At 67.6% G+C, this 16,688-nt stretch carries 13 protein-coding genes; 7 read left to right on the top strand and 6 right to left on the bottom strand.

Annotated features, from left to right (window positions below):
• Window positions 1–88 precede the first annotated feature (88 nt).
• Genes IM776_RS09315 through IM776_RS09300 form a run of 4 tightly spaced genes read left to right on the top strand, consistent with a single transcriptional unit; the run spans window position 89 to window position 4,799 of the window.
• On the top strand, window positions 89–691 hold the full coding sequence (locus IM776_RS09315) for a ComEA family DNA-binding protein (protein ID WP_228479692.1): 603 nt from the start codon (window positions 89–91) through the stop codon (window positions 689–691).
• A complete protein-coding gene (locus IM776_RS09310; RefSeq protein WP_194419803.1) occupies window positions 688–3,033 on the top strand; it encodes a ComEC/Rec2 family competence protein in 2,346 nt (781 codons plus the stop codon). Before IM776_RS09315 ends, IM776_RS09310 begins: the two co-directional genes overlap by 4 nt.
• Window positions 3,034–3,043: 10 nt before the next feature.
• Entirely contained in the window at window positions 3,044–4,081 is a 1,038-nt protein-coding gene (gene holA, locus IM776_RS09305) for a DNA polymerase III subunit delta (RefSeq protein WP_194419802.1), read from the top strand.
• A 28-nt stretch (window positions 4,082–4,109) separates the two neighbouring features.
• Window positions 4,110–4,799 (top strand): histidine phosphatase family protein, encoded by a 690-nt coding sequence (locus tag IM776_RS09300; protein ID WP_194419801.1) that lies wholly within the window; start codon window positions 4,110–4,112, stop codon window positions 4,797–4,799.
• A 256-nt stretch (window positions 4,800–5,055) separates the two neighbouring features.
• Here IM776_RS09300 and rpsT read toward each other — a convergent pair whose 3' ends face one another.
• Complete coding sequence (gene rpsT / locus IM776_RS09295; RefSeq protein ID WP_194419800.1) at window positions 5,056–5,316, bottom strand: 30S ribosomal protein S20; 261 nt, start codon at window positions 5,314–5,316, stop codon at window positions 5,056–5,058.
• Window positions 5,317–5,515: 199 nt separating this feature from the next.
• Between rpsT and IM776_RS09290 the strand changes: the two genes are divergently transcribed.
• Together IM776_RS09290 and IM776_RS09285 are read left to right on the top strand one after the other, a co-directional pair.
• The gene (locus IM776_RS09290) at window positions 5,516–6,865 is read left to right on the top strand and encodes a GH1 family beta-glucosidase (RefSeq protein WP_194419799.1); all 1,350 of its coding nucleotides are present in this window, start codon (window positions 5,516–5,518) and stop codon (window positions 6,863–6,865) included.
• Window positions 6,862–8,154, top strand: coding sequence for an MFS transporter (locus tag IM776_RS09285; RefSeq protein WP_228479691.1), 1,293 nt, complete (start codon window positions 6,862–6,864; stop codon window positions 8,152–8,154). The genes IM776_RS09290 and IM776_RS09285 overlap by 4 nt, the downstream gene beginning before the upstream one ends.
• Here the strand turns inward: IM776_RS09285 and IM776_RS09280 are convergent.
• The 5 genes from IM776_RS09280 to IM776_RS09260 form a co-directional block, all read right to left on the bottom strand.
• Complete coding sequence (locus IM776_RS09280; RefSeq protein WP_194419798.1) at window positions 8,078–8,827, bottom strand: alpha/beta fold hydrolase; 750 nt, start codon at window positions 8,825–8,827, stop codon at window positions 8,078–8,080. The two genes, IM776_RS09285 and IM776_RS09280, sit on opposite strands and share 77 nt — an antisense overlap.
• An 81-nt stretch (window positions 8,828–8,908) precedes the next feature.
• The gene (locus tag IM776_RS09275; protein ID WP_194419797.1) at window positions 8,909–10,612 is read right to left on the bottom strand and encodes an ABC transporter family substrate-binding protein; all 1,704 of its coding nucleotides are present in this window, start codon (window positions 10,610–10,612) and stop codon (window positions 8,909–8,911) included.
• A gap of 131 nt (window positions 10,613–10,743) precedes the next feature.
• Complete coding sequence (locus IM776_RS09270; RefSeq protein ID WP_194419796.1) at window positions 10,744–12,672, bottom strand: ABC transporter ATP-binding protein; 1,929 nt, start codon at window positions 12,670–12,672, stop codon at window positions 10,744–10,746.
• Window positions 12,669–13,589: an ABC transporter permease gene (locus IM776_RS09265; RefSeq protein ID WP_228479690.1), complete on the bottom strand. Its 921-nt coding sequence runs from the start codon at window positions 13,587–13,589 to the stop codon at window positions 12,669–12,671. Before IM776_RS09265 ends, IM776_RS09270 begins: the two co-directional genes overlap by 4 nt.
• A gap of 11 nt (window positions 13,590–13,600) precedes the next feature.
• Window positions 13,601–14,584: an ABC transporter permease gene (locus IM776_RS09260; protein WP_194419794.1), complete on the bottom strand. Its 984-nt coding sequence runs from the start codon at window positions 14,582–14,584 to the stop codon at window positions 13,601–13,603.
• Window positions 14,585–14,816: 232 nt separating this feature from the next.
• Here IM776_RS09260 and lepA point away from each other — a divergent pair, with 232 nt between their 5' ends.
• Window positions 14,817–16,667, top strand: coding sequence for a translation elongation factor 4 (gene lepA, locus IM776_RS09255; RefSeq protein WP_194419793.1), 1,851 nt, complete (start codon window positions 14,817–14,819; stop codon window positions 16,665–16,667).
• Window positions 16,668–16,688 lie beyond the last annotated feature (21 nt).

Raw genomic sequence — 16,688 nt, 5'->3', positions numbered from 1 at the left:
CTCTGCACATCCAGCGGCATCAGCGGATTCTCCACGGATGCCGTGATCCCGGCATCCTGCGACCGGTGCGCGGACCTAGCGTGGCGGGGTGCCAGCGAGTGAATCCGCGTCCGCTCCGACGGCGCGTTCGCGCCTGCGACTGAGCATCGGCGCGGCCGTCGTGCTCGGCCTCGTCGTGCTGTCGGCGGCGGTGGGGCTCGGCATCATGCGCGGACAGGCGGAGCCGACGCAGACGGTGCAGATCGATGCATCCGAGGACGACGTCGCGGTCGGCGGCGAACTCTACGTCCACGTGCTGGGGCAGGTGGACGAGCCGGGCCTGTACGTGCTGGAGCCGGACGCGCGTGTGGTGGACGCGCTGGCAGCGGCGGGCGGCACGCTCGAGGATGCCGACCTGCAGGCGGTGAATCTGGCGCGCCTGTTGAGCGACGGAGAGCAGCTGGTCGTGCCGACGTCGGGACCCGCGCCGGACAGCGGTGCGTCCGCTCCCGTGGGAGACGGCCTGATCGACCTCAACAACGCCGATCTGGCCGCACTGGAGACGCTGCCGCGTATCGGGCCCGCGCTCGCGCAGCGAATCATCGACTGGCGCGAGACGAACGGACGGTTCGGCTCGGTGGATGACCTGCTCGCGGTGCCGGGCATCGGCGAGAAGCTCCTCGCCGGTCTCCGCGAGCTGGTACGGGTATGACCGGCGTCACGCGGGTGCGTGACCTGCGACTGGTGCCGCTGGCCGGGCTCGTCTGGGTCGTATCCCTGGTGTGCGTGTTCATCCCGGATGCTGCCTGGTGGGGCGTCGGCCTCGCCGGCATCGGCGGGCTCGGGATGCTGTGGCGAATGTCGTGGCGGCGTGAGGAACCGCGCCCGCGGGGCGGGCTGGTCGTGCTTCTCGCCCTCGCTGCCGCAGCTGCGGCGCTGACGGCCGCTCTCGCCGCGCCCGCTCGTGATGCCGCGGCATCGCTGGACGGACGGGTGGTCGAGATCGTCGGCGAGATCTCGTCCTCGTCGTCGAAGGGGAGTGACGGCAGGATCTGGTTCGACGTCCAGTCGATCCGCGCGGGGACACTCGGGTCGCCGGAGCCGCTCGTCGCACCGATGCGCGTGGGCGTGGATCCCGGGGCCGGGCTGGACCTCGGCGCCGTCATCCGCGTCAGCGGCGACGCGATGGCAACCGACCCGGGGGAGCGCGCCGCGACCGTGGTGTTCGGGATGCGGATCGAGGTCGTGCAGCCGGCGCAGGGTGCGTTCGGCATCGCCGCGCAGGTGCGGGAGGACTTCGTGGAACGGGCGATCCGACTACCTGAACCGGGAGCCGGCCTGTTGCCCGGTCTCGCCGTGGGTGACACCAGAGCGGTGTCCGAGGAGCTCGACGCAGCGATGCTCACGAGCGGCCTCAGCCACCTGACCGCGGTCAGCGGGGCGAACTGCGCGATCGTCGTCGGCGCCGTCTTCTGGCTCGTCGGGCTCTGCGGCGGAGGCCGGCGGCTGCGGATCGTGACGGCGCTCACCGCCCTGGCGGCTTTCGTCGTTCTCGTGACCCCCGAACCCAGCGTGATACGCGCTTCGGTCATGGCGGGGATCGCGATGCTGACGCTGCTGTGTGGTCGTCCGAGCGCGGGCATCGGGGTGCTGTGCCTCGCCGTGACCGGCATCCTGATCTCGGATCCGTGGCTCGCGGCGACGCCAGGGTTCGCGCTCTCCGCCGCGGCGACGGCGGCCCTCATCGTGCTCGCCCCGCCGCTGTCGCGCGGCCTGTCGAGATGGATGCCGCAGCCCCTGTCCCTAGCGATCGGCATCCCCGTCGCCGCGCAGCTGGCATGCGGACCGATCATCGCCCTGTTCGCGGAGCAGCAATCGCTCATCGGCATCCCGGCGAACATGCTCGCCGACCCGGCAGCACCCATCGCCACGGTCGTGGGGCTCCTCGCCTGTCTCGCCGCGCCCGTCCCGCCGCTGGCGGATCTGCTCGCGGCATCCGCCTGGCTGCCTGCGGCATGGATCGCGACGACCGCTACCGTCTCCGCGTCGGTGCCCGGCGGTACCGCGCTGGTGGTGCCCGGAATCGGCGCGGCCCTGCTCGTCGCGGTGCTGAGTGCCGCGATCGGGATCCTGCTGGCCGGCGCGTCCCCGTTCCGCGGACGGGCGGCGCAGTGGTCACGGATCGCGTCGGCCGGGGTGCTCGTGGTAGCGGGTGCTCTGCTCGGTGCGCGGATGCTGCTGACCGGGCCGCTCGTGGGTACGACGGTGCCGGACGAGTGGGCGATCGCCGCATGCGATGTCGGCCAGGGCGATGCGCTCGTCGTCCGGTCGGAGGAGCGGATCGCGCTGATCGACGCCGGGATGGAGTCCGAGCCGCTCACGACGTGCCTGAGCGCGCTCGGCATCGATCGGATCGACCTGCTCGTGCTCACGCACTTCGACGCCGATCACGTCGGCGCCGCCGACACCGTGACGGGGCGGGTGGGGACGGTGCTGCACGGTCCTGTCGAATCCGACGACGAGCGTCGACTGCTCGCCACGCTTCGCGAAGGCGGCGCCGAGATCGTATCGGCATCCGCAGGCATGCAAGGCACCCTCGGCGGCGCGCAGTGGCGCGTCCTCTGGCCGCGGAAGAACTCCGCAGCCTTCCCCGCGGGGAACGACGCCAGCATCGTGCTGGAGATAGACGGCGGAGGTGTGCCGCGATCGCTGTTCCTCGGCGATCTCTCCGCCGTCCCGCAGCGGATGCTGGCGCCGCAGCTGCACGGGACCTACCCCGTGGTGAAGGTCGCGCACCACGGCAGCGCCGACCAGGATCCCGAACTGTACGCGCAGGTGCAGCCATCCGTCGCGATCTTCAGCGCGGGAGTGGACAACGACTACGGTCATCCGCGGGCGGAGACCATCGCGACCACTGAGGCGGCCGGCGCCCTGACGCTGCGCACGGACCTGCAGGGCCGAATCCTCGTCGCTCTCGAGGAGGAGGCTCTGACGGTGTGGACGGAGAGGACGGACAGCGCCGTCGACGCCGCCGGTGTCGATGACCCCGAGTAGGCTCGTATCCATGGGTGCTCCTCGTTCCTCCGCCCGCGGCAGCGCGAAGGCGACCAAGGTGCAGCAGGTCTCCTGGCGGGATCCGCGGCCCGCACCCGTCGTGCTCGTGTCCGGCCCGGAAGAGGTCTGCGCCGAGCGGGCGATCGCCGGCATCCGTGACTATCTGCGTGCCGAGGATCCGGCGCTCGAGGTCAGCGATGTGCGCGCCGACGACTACGCGCCGGGGACGCTGCTGTCGCTCACCTCTCCGTCGCTGTTCGGGGAGCCGCGGCTCGTCCGCGTCTCAGGTGTCGAGCGCTGCACGGACGCGTTCCTGCAGGAGGCCGTCGCGTATCTCGACCACCCGCAGGAGGGCGCGACGGTGCTGCTCCGCCACACAGGTGCGAGCGTGCGCGGCAAGAAGCTCCTCGATGCACTGCGCGCCGGCACGGGCGGCGGCATCGAAATCGCCTGCCCCACCATCAAGCGCGACGGCGACCGGGTCGACTTCGCCGCCGGGGAGTTCAAGGCCGCGCGCCGGAGGATCGCCCCGAACGCGCTGCGCGCACTCGTGTCAGCGTTCGCCGACGACCTCACCGAGCTCGCCGCAGCCTGCCAGCAGCTGATCCGCGACGTCGAGGAAGACATCACCGAAGAGACGGTCACGAAGTACTACGGCGGGCGGGTCGAGGTGTCGGCGTTCGTGGTCGCCGACACGGCGATCGCCGGCCGGTACGGAGAAGCGCTGGTCGCGCTGCGGCACGCGCTCGACTCGGGCGCCGATCCGGTGCCGATGGTCGCCGCGTTCGCCATGAAGCTGCGCACCATGGCGCGTGTCGCCGGGCACCGTGAACCCAGCCGAAGCCTTGCGCAGCGTCTGGGTATGAAGGACTGGCAGGTCGATCGCGCCCGACGCGATCTGAGCGGGTGGAACGAACGGTCGCTGGGCCTGGCGATCCAGGCCACCGCCCGCGCTGACGCCGAGGTCAAGGGCGCCGCACGCGACCCGATCTTCGCGCTCGAGCGCATGGTCACGGTCATCGCCACCCGCGCTCCGTTCGGCGATTAGGCACCGAGCCGATGCGTAGGGTGGAGGCATGCGACTCCTCCTCATCCGACACGGTCAGACCCCGAGCAACGTCGCAGGCGCACTCGACACCGCGCGTCCCGGCGCCGCGCTGACGGCGCTGGGCTTCGCACAGGCCGCGGCGATCCCGCAGGTGCTCGAGAGCGAGCAGGTCGATGGGGTGTACGCCTCGGTGCTCACCCGCACACAGCTCACGGGCCAGCCCTTCGCCCTCGCGCGCGGGCTCGGCATCCGGGTGCGTGAGGGGCTCGAGGAGATCTCCGCGGGGCACCTCGAGATGCGCAATGACGGCGATGCCGTACAGGAGTACATCGAGGGCGGATGGCGCTGGGCGAACGGCGATCTCGCGCACGCCATCCCGGACGGCGAGAGCGGCCACGACTTCTTCGACCGCTTCGATGCCGCCATCGCCGGGATCGCCCAGGACCATGCCGCGGCTGCTGTGGTGAGCCACGGTGCAGCCATCCGCGTATGGGCGTCGTCCCGCGCCGCGAACGTGGCGTCCGAGACCGCCGTGCAGCGACGGCTGCAGAACACCGGCATGTGCGTGCTCGACGGCGACCCCGACAGCGGCTGGGTTCTTCAGCGGTGGCATGAGGAGCCGCTCGGGGGCATCGACCTCGAGGATCGTCTGGCCCGCGACGTCACCGGTGAGCCCGAAGAGGCCCGCGCCGTCATCGCCGAGGACGCCTCCGCATAACGGCACCCGCCCGCTCGCCTGCAGGCAACGTCATCCATCCGCCACCCTGCACGCAACGGCATCCATCCCGCACGCCTCCGCTGAACGGCATCCGCCCGCACGGATGCAGGGCCGATTCACGGATGCATGCTGAAACCACGGCGTGTCGCCCTGCATCCGTGCGAAACTCCCTGCAGCCGTGCCGTCGTCGTGGTACGCCGGGGACGCCGAAGGCCCGCCCCGCGAAACGGGACGGGCCTTCGAAAAAAGGCTCAGCTCAGAGAGCCGCGACCTGCTTGGCGATCGACGACTTGCGGTTCGCAGCCTGGTTCTCGTGGATGACGCCCTTGCTGACGGCCTTGTCGAGCTTCTTCGAGGTCACCTTGAGCGAAGACTCGGCAGTGGCCTTGTCGCCCTTGGCGATGGCCTCGCGAGTGGTGCGGACGGCGGTCTTGAGCTCGGACTTCACGGCCTTGTTGCGGGCGCGAGCCTTCTCGTTGGTCTTGTTGCGCTTGATCTGCGACTTGATGTTTGCCACGCGTGGAAACTTTCGTTCAGGGATGGATGGGATGTTGTCGTGGGCAGGAAGAGGGCTGCCGTCCGACGGTCGTGAGGGATAAACCCACACGCAAGCCAAGAATCGAGTCTACCAGGTCTGCGGACCTTCCCTTGCGCGTCGCTCGCGCTGGACGTTTCGGATGCGGCAAGCTGAGCGTACCCGAGCGAAGGAGCTCCGTATGGCGGATGCACCGACCCTGTCCCCGCGCGCGCCGGAAGGCCTGCGATGGTCCGCTGCGACCGCGGCCTTCCAGGTGGAGGGCGCCCGCACCGCCGATGGCCGTGGCCGCTCGATCTGGGACGACTTCGTCGACACGACCGGCCGCGTCCGCGACGGCTCGACGGCGGAGCCGGGACCGGACAGCTATCACCGCAGTCGTGAGGACGTCGACCTCCTGCGAGACCTCGGCGTCGATCGATACCGGTTCTCGATCTCCTGGGTGCGCGTGCAGCCCGATGGGAGGGGACCTGCGTCGTCCACCGGGCTGTCGTACTACGACCGTCTCGTCGACGACCTGCTCGCCGCAGGCATCACGCCGTTCCCGACCCTGTACCACTGGGATCTCCCGGGCGAACTCGAAGCCGATGGCGGATGGCTCTCACGCGACACCACTGAGCGATTCGCCGCGTACGCCGACCTTGTCGCCACGGCGCTCGGCGACCGTGTCCGGCACTGGTACACGATCAACGAGCCGGTCTCGACCTCGCTGCAGGGGTACGCGATCGGCGAGCTGGCGCCGGGGCGGCAGCTGCTGTTCGAATCGCTGCCGACCGTGCACCATCAGCTGCTTGCACATGGCCGCGCGGCGGCCGTGCTGCGCGCGCATGGAGCGGATGCCGTCGGCATCGTGAACAACCACACCTGGGTGCGTCCGGCATCCGATTCCGAAACCGACCGGACGGCCGCGCAGCTCTACGACCTCGTGCACAACCGGCTGTTCGCTGACCCGGTGCTGACCGGCAGGTACCCCGACCTCGCGCCGCTCGGCGCCGAGATGCCGGTGCAGGGTGACGACCTGCACGTCATCGCGTCGGCATCCGACTTCTACGGGGTCAACTACTACAACCCGACCACGATCGCCGCGGCGCCGGAAGGTGCGCCTGTGCCGTTTGTGCCCGTGCCGACCGCCGGCGCGGAGCACACCGGCTTCGGGGAGCTGTGGCCGATCGATCCGGCAGCCCTGACGGCATTCCTCGTCGACGCGAAGCAGCGATACGGCGACGACCTGCCGCCGATCATCATCGGCGAGAACGGCGCCTCCTTCCCCGAGCCGGACCGTGTCGACGGGCCTCTCGACGACCGGCAGCGCATCGAGTATCTCGCCGGGCATGTCAGCGCGGTGGCGGATGCCATCGCCCAGGGCGTCGACGTCGAGGAGTACACGGTCTGGAGCCTCCTGGACAACTTCGAATGGGCGGACGGCTTCACCCAGCGCTTCGGTCTCGTGCACGTCGACCAGGAGACGTCGCGCCGTACGCCGAAGGCGTCGTTCGACTGGTACCGCGGCCTGATCGCAGGCGCCCGGTGAACGGCCTGGCGCCACGGGGCGGACGTGTCGGCGGGGCTTGGCTGACGCTGTTCGGCGTCGCCTGGCTCGCGGTGTGGACCGTGCAGCTCACTCCGGTCCAGTTGCTGCTGCCGCAGCAGCTGGACACCCCGGGCGGGCCGCAGGACTGGATCACCGGAGTCGTATGGTCGGGACTCATCCTTTCGATCGGCGGACTGGCGGGCGTCGTCGCCGGGCCACTGGCCGGGATGCTGTCCGATCGCACGAGATCGCGATTCGGAAGACGACGCCCTTGGGCGATCGGCGGCACGCTGCTGACCGCCGGATCCCTGCTGCTCGCCGGCGTCGCCACCGAGCCCGTGACGGTCGGCGCCGCCTGGGTGGGCGTGTCCGTCGGCATCGCCGTGATCTCGGCCGCACTCACGGCGATGATCGCCGACCAGGTCTTCGCACAGCGGGGCACGGCATCCGCGCTGGTGAGCTCTGCGCAGGCCGTGGGCATCGTCGTCGGCGTGGGCGCCGTCGTGCTGCTCGGTCTCGGCATCGGCGCCGGCTACGTGATGCTCGCGGGGTTCATCCTCATCGTGGGCCTCGGCACGGCGCTGCTCCTTCCTGACCCGCTGCCGACGGACATCGTGCACGCGCGCCCCCGTGCACGAGTGCGGGGGCCCTGGCGTGACCGACTCGGCGCCCTGCAGGATCGCAACTTCGGATGGGTGCTCGCGAGCCGTCTCACCGTGAACCTCGGCAACGCGCTCGGGACGGCGCTACTGCTGTTCTTCCTGCTGTACGGCGTCGGGTCGCCCGCAGCCACCGCCGAGGACGACCTGCTGGTGCTCATCGTCATCTACACGATCTTCGTGGTCGCGGCATCCCTGATCGCAGGCTCCATCTCGGACCGCACCGGCACGCGGAAGCCGATCGTCATCATCGCCGCGCTCGTGCAGGCGGCGTCCGCTGTGATGATCCTCATCTCACCCACATTCATCGGCACCGCGATCGCCGCAGGTGTGATGGGCGCCGGGTACGGTGCGTACATGGCGGTCAGCCTCGCCCTCGCCACAGACCTGCTGCCGCGCCCCGAGCATCACGCCCGGGATCTCGGCGTGGTGAACGTCTCAGCGAGCCTCGGTCAACTGCTGGGACCGCTGCTCGGTGCGGGGCTCGTCGCGCTCGTCGGCGGATTCTGGCTGCTGTTCCTCGCCGCCGGCATCCTGTCCGTCCTCGGAGGGATCATGACGATCGCGGTGCATCATGTTCCAGTGCGCCCCGATTCGTCGTCGCGATCGCCACATCCAGCAGCGCATTGAACACCCGCGGCCGCATCGCCGTGACGAGATGCGACGTGCGGGGCACGACGATGAGCTCGGAGTGCGGGGTGATCCGCTGGAAGAGTCGCTCCTGCATGCGCAGCTGGTCGAACTGACCGTTGATCCACCACACCGGCATGCGCAGCCGGCGCAGGTCGGCGGCGAGATCCAACCGGCCCAGGGTCGCCAACGCGACGTCCTGCATGTCGAGTGCATAGCCGCCGGCGGCGAAATCCGAACGGGTCTCCTCGGGGATCGTGGCGGCGAGCATTCGGTTCGTGAGCCACATGCCCCGGTCCGGAAGCGAGTTGAAGGTACGGGCCAGCGCACGATATGTCGCGAGGCCGACTCCGCGCGGGAACGCCGTGCAGGAGGCGCCGATGAACGCGGAGACCGGGGGAGCGGAGGATGCTCCTGCGTAGGCGATCGAGAGCAGACCGCCCATCGAATGGCCGACGAGGAGCACGGGACCTCTTGTCGCGGCATCCTGTACAGCATCGTCGATCGCCGCGAACGCGGCACCCAGAGTGAATGTCTCGGCCATGCGCGATCCGTGTCCGGGAAGGTCGACCGCGACGGTCTGTACATCGCGCTCGGCGAGGTGCGCGAGCTGGGAACGCCACATCGTGCGGGACGTGCGGATGCCGTGCACGAGGACCACCTGGACGTTCACGGTTCCAGCATAGAAGCGCGGACGACGAAGAAGCGGGGCCGGTGGATGAACCACCGACCCCGCCTCGACTGTCAGAAGTGCTTACTTCTCCCAGCCCACGTTCTCCACCGGCTGGACGCCGAAGCCGTCCAGGCCCACGTAGGGCTCAGGGGTGAGGTTCGCGAGACCGGTCTTCGTTGCCGAGATGATCGGACCGTTGTAGAGCGGGATGAGGCCCCACTCCTGGAAGATCTCTGCCTCGAGCTTCATGGCCGCGGCCGTCTGCTCCTCAGCGGTCGGAAGCGACTCGACCTCTTCGTGGATGCGCTGGTCGGTCTCCTCGTTCTGAACACCCGAGAGGTTCAGGCCCATGTCCATGCAGTACAGCTGGCAGAACCAGGCAGCACCGAACGGGTCGGACGAGGTGAAGCGCAGCGACGAGACGTCCCAGTTCTTCGACGTGTAGTCGTTCGAGAAGTCGGTAGACGGGCGGATGTCGACCTGAAGGTCGATGCCGACCTCCTTCATCTGCTGCTGCAGCGCCTTGGCGAGAGCCTCGTTCGTCGGGCTGTCGCTCCAGACGGGGTAGACGACCGACAGCTTCTCGCCGTCCTTCTCGCGGATGCCGTCTTCGCCCTCGGTCCAGCCGGCCTCGTCCAGGAGTGCCTTCGAGTCGTCAGGGTTGTACTCCCAGCCGGCCTCGGCCAGCGCGTTGGAGTAGCCCGGCTGGAACGGGAACAGCGTGAGCGAGCCGGCCGGCTCCTCCTCGTAGTCCAGACCGTTCCAGGCGATCTCCTTCTGCTGGTCGATGTTGATCGCCTTGAAGAACGCCTCGCGGACCTTGACGTCCTCGAACTGCGGCTTGTCGGCGTCGACCTGGATCAGCGTGCTCGCGGTCTGCGTGGCACGGTAGATCGAGATGTCGTCCATGTCCTTGACCTGCTCGAGGCGGTCCTTGCTCGTGACCTCGACAGTGTCGATCTCGTCTGCCTTGAAGGCGTTGATCGATGCTGCGGCGTCCATGGCCTGGAAGGAGACCTGCTCGAGAAGGGGCTCGTCGCCCCACCACTCGGGGTTCGGCACGAAGGACACGTAGCCGGCGTTCGAGTCGAACTCGTCGATCGTGTAGGGACCTGCACCCCACTCGGCGTGCGGGTCTCCGATCATGGCCTCGTTGAAGGTCGCCGGGTCAGCCAGCGCGGGGTGGATGATGCCCGTCAGGAACGGCATCTCCGGCCATGCGAACTCGCCGTCGAACGTGACGATCGCGGTCTTCGGGGTGTCGCCCTGCTCGACCGAGGCGATCTGCTTGTAACCGTCGGTCGCGTTCGGGTTGAACTCTTCGTTCTCGCCGCTGTTCGCCTTCCAGGTGGCCTCGATGGCGGTCCAGTCCATGTCGGTTCCGTCGTTCCAGTGCGCCTCATCCGTGAAGGTGAAGGTGATCTGGGTGTTGCCGTCGACGGTTTCGATGTTCCACTCGTCGAGGTAGGCGTCGTGCTTGTACGGCGTGCCGTCGTCCTTCTGCAGGAGGATCTGGGGCATGTACCACGCAGCTATGCGCGCGGTGTCCGCGGAACCGTCTCCGTTGAACGAGTTCAGCTGCTCCGGAATCTCGTTGATCGGGAAGCGGGCTTCGCCGCCCACTGCCAGGTTCTCGCGCGGCTGCGGGTTGTAGTCCGATGCCTTGGTCTCGACGGGCTCGTTGCCACCGTCACCGTTGTCGCCGGTGTCGGCCGCACAGCCCGCGAGGGCGAGTGCGAGGGCTCCGCTGAACGCGAGCGCCCCCATCAGCTTGTGCTGCTTCATGGTGCTCCTTTCGCCTTTCGGCGTGTCATAAGGCGAGAATAGTTCGCACGGTGGCGGAATTCTCCCGGGCAGAGTGAATGGCGCCTAACTGTTATCGGACGGTAACCGAGCGTTGCACTCCGTCCGCAGGCTCAGCGGACGATGGGCTCGGCCTGCATCGTGTCGGGGTTGAAGATCAGGCGTTCGCGACTGCGTTCGATGTCAGGATCGGGCACCGGGATGGCCGAGAGCAGAGCCTTCGTGTACGGATGCTTCGGATTCTCGAAGATCTCCTCCACGTCGCCGTGCTCGACGAAGTCGCCGAGATACATCACTGCCACGCGATCAGCGATGTGCCGGATCACCGACAGATCGTGCGCCACGAACAGGTAGGACAACCCGAGCTTCACCTTCAGCTCGTCGAGCAGGTTGATGACGCCAGCCTGGATCGACACGTCCAGCGCCGAGACCGGCTCGTCGAGCACGATGATCTTCGGGTTCGTCGAAAGGGCGCGGGCGATGCCGATGCGCTGGCGCTGGCCCCCCGAGAACGCGCCGGGGAATCGGTCGATGTGGGCAGGGTTGAGTCCGACCAGATCCATGAGCTCTTGAACGCGGCGGTGCACCTCGTCCTTCGGCGTGCCGATCGCACGCAGCGGCTCGGCGATGACATCGGCGACGGTCATGCGCGGATCCAGGGCCCCCATCGGGTCCTGGAAGACGATCTGGATGTCGCGGCGGACCTGACGCTCGACCTTGCGGCGGGTGATGTCGTTGACACTGGTGCCGTTGATGACGATGTCACCGTCGTGTTGCTTGACGAGGTCCATGATCTGGAGCAGTGTCGTGGTCTTGCCCGACCCCGACTCGCCGACGATCGCCATAGTCTCGCCCTCGCGGACGTCGAAGGTGACGTTCTTGACGGCGTGCACCTCGCCGACCTTGCGCTTGAGGAAAGCGCCCTTCATGAGCGGGAAAGACTTGTTCAGGTTGCGCACGTCGAGGGTGATCGGGCGCTGCTCGCGCGGCGTGAGCGTGAGTGCGCTCTCGGGAACCTCGTGGACCGGGTAGACCGGAAGCCCGCCGATCAGGCCGCCGTCCTCGATCTCGTGGGCGCGGATGCAGGCCACGTCGTGCGATGCGCCGGTGCCGGTCTGGACCGGGAGGAGGGCAGGCTCTCCGTCGCGGCAGGCGGCGATCGCGATGGGGCACCGGTCAGCGAACGGGCAGGCGTCAGGGAGGTCGATGAGCAGCGGAGGGTTGCCCTTGATGGGAACCAGCGGCTCCTTCTCGGCCTTGTCGACTCGGGGGATGGCGCCGAGCAGACCGATCGAGTACGGCATCCGAGTGTGGTGGAAGAGCTCGCCGACCGGGGCATGCTCGATCGGCTTGCCCGCATACATGACCATGACGTCGTCCGCCATGCGGGCCACCACGCCCATGTCGTGCGTGATCATGATGGTCGCAGCTCCGGTCTCCTGCTGCGCCTTCTCGATCAGGTCGAGGATCTGCGCCTGGATCGTAACGTCCAGGGCAGTCGTCGGTTCGTCGGCGATGATGAGCTTCGGGTTGTTCGCCATAGCGATCGCGATCACGACGCGCTGGCGCATGCCACCGGAGAACTCGTGCGGGAAGCCCTTCATACGCTTCTCGGGCTGCGGGATGCCGACCAGGCGCAGCAGCTCGATCGCGCGGTCCCAGGCGTCCTTCTTGGTGAGCCCGCGGTGCACCGTGAGCGCCTCGATCAGCTGGTCGCCGATCGTGAACACCGGGGTGAGCGAGGTCAGCGGGTCTTGGAAGATCATCGCGAGCCCGTTGCCGCGGATCACCGACATCTGCTTGTCGGTCTTGCCGAGCAGTTCCTGCCCGTCGTAGACGATCGACCCGGTGACCTTGGCGTTCTCGTCGAGCAGTCCCATGATCGCCAGCGACGTGACCGACTTCCCCGAGCCGGACTCGCCGACGATGCCGAGGGTCTTCCCCTCCTCGAGGTCGAACGAGACGCCGCGCACGGCATCCACGCGCCCCGCCTCCGAGGCGAAGCTGACCTTGAGGTCGCGAACCGAGATGATGGCGCTCATGCGCGGCCTCCTGCCGCCGAAGTCGGATCGAGGGCATCGCGTAGACCGTCAGAGACCAGAGCCATCGAGACGGTGAGCAGCGTCAGCGCCGCGGCCGGGAAATAGAACAGCCATGGTGCGCTGGTGATCGTGTTCGCGCCGGACCCGATGAGCGAGCCGAGCGACACGTCGGGGATCTTCACGCCGAAGCCGATGAACGACAGGCCGGTCTCCGCCATCACGGCGTTGACGATGCCGAGGGTGAAGTTGATCACCAGCAGCGATCCGATGTTGGGGATGAGGTGACGCAGGACGATCCGGAATCCGCCGACGCCCATGTAGCGTGCGGCGTGCACGTACTCGCGCTCACGCAGCGAGAGAGCGGTGGTCCACACCACGCGGGCGGGGAAGTACCAGCCCGTCACGAAGATCATGATCAGCGCGATCACTCGCCAGTCGCCACCGGACCGGTTCGACAGGAGCGACAGGATGAGGAAGCTGGGGACCACCATCATGAAGTGGATCACCAGGAGCGTGACCTTCTCGGTGCGTCCGCCGAAGTAGGCGGCGGCGGTGCCGATGATGGCGGAGAGGATGGTCGTGCCGAGCGACACCGACACGGCGATCATGAGCGAACGCTGCAGGCCGATCGCGACCTGGGCGAACGTGTCGTTCCCCGATGCGGTCGTCCCGAACCAGTGCTCCGGCGAAGGCGGAGTGCCGAGGTTGAGGAAGTCCAGCTCGATGTGGTCGTACTTCGCGACCAGCGGCCCGATGATCGCGAACAGCACGAGCGCCAGGAAGATGATGATGCCGGCCACGGCCGGCTTGTTGCGCATGAAGCGGCGGGTGTACAGGGTCCACTTCGACAGCGGCTTGCCGCCGGACGCCGCCTGCGAGCTGTCGTCCTCGGCAACGGCGACGGTGGGGTCGATCATTTCACTCATGCTCAGCTCACCCTCACTCGCGGGTCGAGTACCACGACGATGATGTCGGACAGGATCGCGCCGATCGCGACCATGACGGCACTGAATGCGGCGACGGCCACGACGCCGTTGATGTCGCTCTTCGTGATGGTCTCGATGAAGTACTTGCCCATCCCGTTCCACGCGAAGATGGTCTCGGTCAGGATCGCGCCGGTGAAGATGCCGGGGATGCTGAAGGCGACCTGCGTGGCGACGGGGATGAGCGATGTCCGCAGCGCGTGCTTGCGGATCGCCTGCTGCTTGGTGAGGCCCTTGGCGCGTGCGGTTCGGACGTAGTCGGCGTTGATGTTGTCCAGCAGCAGAGACCGCTGCAGGAAGTGAGTGCCCGCGTAGCCCGTGATCACCAGCGCGATCGTCGGCAGCGTGATGTGCTGCAACTTGTCTATCAGTACGGGGAAGAAGCCCTCCACGCCCTGGCTGGCGGCACCGGTCACGTAGAAGATGCGGATACCGACGAGATCGTTGAATGCGATGGCCAGCAGTACGAGGCCGAGGGCTGCGACGATGACGTTGATGTTCATCGTGACGATCGAGGTGCCCTGACCGATGCGGTCGGCGAGCTTGTACTGGCGTGACGCCGTGTAGACGCCGAGAGCGACGCCGAGCACCGTCATGATGATCGTGGCACCGAGCACCAGCTCCGCGCTGACCCACATGCGGTAGCTGATCTGCTCGTTGATCGAACCTCCGGTGGGGCTCACGCCCCAATCCCAGCGGAACAGGATCGAACTGAACCAGTTCCACCAGCGCTCCCAGATCGGGACGGTGTCGCTGAGGTTGCGCGGCTCGAGCAGGTTGACGATCTGATCTTCGCTGAGCGGCGGGCGTCGACCGACGTAGTTGTTCCGCGGGTTGAGGAATCCCCAAGCCAGGAAGAACGTGATGTTGGTCGCGACCACGATCATCAGCAGCCAGCCGAGGAACCGGCGCAGGAGATACTTGATCAAGGTGATGTCTTTCTCTTTGCAGGCGCGCCCGGGATCGGCCGACGCAACGCCGAGTCCGAAGTATTCAAACACCTCAGACTCTTTTGTGCGACCGATCCGCCCAGCGGCTGGTACGGAGTCGGGTTGCAACTGACACTCGGGGTCATCGATCTGTACAGGGCAACCTCGCGAGACTATCACCGGTTTTCGCGAATCGAGCATTAGGGCCGCCTGACCGTAGACTGCTGGAGACATGTCACCACGCGCTCTCACTCCGCTTTCGCCTGCCGCGACGCCGCCTTCGCAGATCCGCAACTTCTGCATCATCGCCCACATCGATCACGGCAAGTCGACGCTGGCCGACCGCATGCTGCAGATCACCGGCGTGGTGTCGGATCGGGACATGCGCGCGCAGTACCTCGACCGCATGGACATCGAGCGCGAACGCGGCATCACCATCAAGAGCCAGGCGGTGCGGATGCCGTGGTCCGCCGACGGCGACACGTTCGCGCTGAACATGATCGATACGCCGGGGCACGTCGACTTCACGTATGAAGTGTCGCGCTCGCTCGCCGCGTGCGAAGGTGCGATCCTGCTGGTCGACGCCGCGCAGGGCATCGAGGCCCAGACCCTGGCGAACCTGTACCTGGCGCTCGAGAACGACCTGCACATCATCCCCGTGCTGAACAAGATCGACCTGCCGGCAGCCGACCCCGACCGCTTCGCCAAGGAGCTCGCCGACCTCATCGGCGGCAAGCCGGAGGACGTGCTGCGGGTGTCGGGCAAGACCGGCGTCGGGGTGGAGGAGCTGCTCGACCGCATCGTGCAGGACATCCCAGCGCCCGTCGGCGATCCGGATGCTCCGGCCCGTGCCATGATCTTCGACTCCGTCTACGACGCCTACCGCGGTGTCGTGACCTACGTGCGAATGATCGACGGCGACCTGTCGCCGCGCGAGCGCATCCAGATGATGTCGACGCACGCGAACCACGAGCTGCTCGAGATCGGCGTCTCCAGTCCTGAGCCGATTCCGTCCAAGGGGCTCGGCGTCGGCGAGGTGGGTTACCTCATCACGGGTGTGAAGGACGTGCGCCAGTCCAAGGTCGGCGACACCGTCACGACGAGCCGAGACGGGGCGACCGAGGCTCTGGCCGGATACACCGATCCCAAGCCCATGGTGTTCTCCGGCATCTACCCGATCGACGGCAGCGATTACGCGGAGCTGCGGGAGGCCCTCGACAAGCTGAAGCTGTCCGATGCCTCGCTGCAGTACGAGCCCGAGACCTCTGTGGCCCTCGGCTTCGGCTTCCGCTGCGGCTTCCTCGGCCTGCTGCACCTCGAGATCATCACCGAGCGGCTCAGCCGAGAGTTCGGTCTCGACCTGATCACGACCGCGCCGAGCGTGATCTATGAAGTCACCACCGACACGGGGGACACCGTGTCGGTGACCAATCCGAGCGAGTACCCGGACGGGCGGGTCGCCTCTGTGGCGGAGCCGATGGTGAAGACCGCGATCCTGCTGCCGAAGGACTACGTCGGCACGGTCATGGAGCTGTGCCAGTCCCGCCGCGGGTCGCTGCTGGGGATGGAGTACTTCTCCGAGGAGCGCGTGGAGCTGCGGTACCGGATGCCGCTCGGCGAGATCGTGTTCGATTTCTTCGACCACCTCAAATCCAAGACGCAGGGTTACGCCAGCCTCGACTACGAGCCGGACGGCCAGCAGGAGGCGGATCTGGTGAAGGTCGACGTCCTGCTGCAGGGCGACAAGGTCGATGCGTTCAGCGCGATCGTGCATCGCGACAAGGCGTACGCCTACGGCACGCTCATGACGGAGCGGCTGCGCAAGCTCATTCCCCGACAGAACTTCGAGGTTCCGATCCAGGCGGCCATCGGCGCCCGGATCATCGCCCGTGAGACGATCCGCGCCCTCCGCAAGGACGTGCTCGCCAAGTGCTACGGCGGTGACATCAGCCGCAAGCGCAAGCTGCTCGAGAAGCAGAAGGAGGGCAAGAAGCGCATGAAGATGGTCGGTCGCGTCGAGGTCCCCCAGGAGGCGTTCATCGCGGCGCTGTCCGGCGACGTCGAAGGCAAGGACAAGAAGTAGCGGCTGCCCCGCGGGGGTGTT

Origin of the sequence: Microbacterium abyssi (assembly GCF_015277895.1) — a bacterium.
GTDB lineage: Bacteria > Actinomycetota > Actinomycetes > Actinomycetales > Microbacteriaceae > Microbacterium > Microbacterium abyssi.
This window is presented reverse-complemented; position numbering and strand designations above follow the sequence as displayed.